General features: G+C 50.0%; 1 rRNA gene. It reads left to right on the forward strand.

The features are described from left to right. Positions 1-13: 13 nt before the first annotated feature. A 23S ribosomal RNA gene (locus tag IFT60_RS26260) occupies positions 14-292 on the forward strand; the annotation flags it as partial.

Consider the following 292-nt stretch of genomic DNA (forward strand, 5'->3'; position numbering starts at 1 on the left):
GCTAACGTTATAGGGACAAGCGAATAAGTGCACATGGTGGATGCCTTGGCGATTACAGGCGATGAAGGACGTAGTAGCTTGCGATAAGCTGCGGGGAGTGAGCAAACACACTTTGATCCGCAGATTTCCGAATGGGGAAACCCGGCCCTTTGGGTCATTGCATGCTGAATACATAGGCATGCAAAGCGAACGCGGCGAACTGAAACATCTAAGTAGCTGCAGGAAAAGAAATCAACCGAGATTCCCAAAGTAGTGGCGAGCGAAATGGGAAGAGCCTGTACGTGATAGTCGA

The organism is Massilia sp. CFBP 13721 (genome assembly GCF_014842025.1).
Taxonomy (GTDB): Bacteria; Pseudomonadota; Gammaproteobacteria; order Burkholderiales; family Burkholderiaceae_D; genus Telluria.